Consider the following 1,079-nt stretch of genomic DNA (forward strand, 5'->3'; position numbering starts at 1 on the left):
GGGACGCAATCAACCAAGCACCGGGCGATCGGCACCTTTACCTTCTGATGACCGGTTCGCACCGCGACAAGCTGTCGACCCTCGTACAGAACCGGCAGGCCCCGTTCTTCGGCGGCATCGTGAGACCCTTTCCACCGCTTGGATCCTCCTACATTGCCAGCATGGTCGCGCGCGTGAACGAGTCCCTTGCCGACAGCGCGAAGCTCGCTCCAGAAGATCTCGAAGCGGCTTTCGAGGTCGTCGGGCGGCGACCGGAGTTGCTGACCGACTGCCTGCGCGACTTGATCTTCGCGCCGGAGGGTGCCGGGCCGGAAGCATTGAGACGCATTGCATCCGAACGCAAGGTTCAGACCGAGATCGACACGCTTTCCGAGATCGCCTCCATGACCCCTCTTCAGCAGGGGATCTTGCGGATCATGGCGAGGAAGGGGCTGGCATTCCAGCCGTTCTCGGAGGAAACGCGCGAAGCCCTGAAGGATGCCCATCGCGGTCGAATGCCCGCCGTGACGACGGTCCAGACGGCCCTGTTGGCGCTGCGGGAGAAGGGCTTCGTCTGGCGTCGGGAGTATGGCCAGTACATTCTCGACAATGCGGACATCGCGGTCGCCCTGGCCCGATCGGACGGCGACTGACCAGGCATTGTCGGCCTTCAACGCTTCAATCTGATAGTTGAACGTCATGCCGCAGCGTCAGGTTGCCCTCCTGTTTTTTGCGAACGGAAGAGAGAGAGGCGGAGCGGAAAGGTTCTCCCAGCGGTATAACCGTCGTCCGCCTTCTTGAAGGGCAGCAGCAATCGGGGGAGGTCGACCACGGGAATGCCCGAAAATAGCTAGCATACTCCCGTCTGCTCCGTTGCCATTTCTACCAGGTTTCGTGCAGGATTCGTATGATCGAGCGAGATGCCGCCCTTGTCGCCATCTTGGGCCTTGCACTGGTCTCGCTCGGTCACTCCATTTAACGGGCTATTGCCGGGCGATTAGATAGTCACCTTCGGCAAGTCAGGGCAAAGTATTTGCACGACCAGCTCTTGCCATACGCTTTGCTGGCGAGTTGGTGCTTTTCAAAGATGGCAAAATTCC

Annotated in this window: 1 protein-coding gene; it reads left to right on the plus strand. The window is 60.0% G+C overall.

Features of this window, described 5'->3' with window-relative positions:
• On the plus strand, positions 1–632 hold a 632-nt coding region (locus A3764_RS19380; protein WP_236628256.1), incomplete at its 5' end, for a BlaI/MecI/CopY family transcriptional regulator.
• Positions 633–1,079: the final 447 nt, after the last annotated feature.

It is taken from the genome of Sulfitobacter sp. HI0129 (assembly GCF_001635395.1).
GTDB lineage: Bacteria > Pseudomonadota > Alphaproteobacteria > Rhodobacterales > Rhodobacteraceae > Sulfitobacter.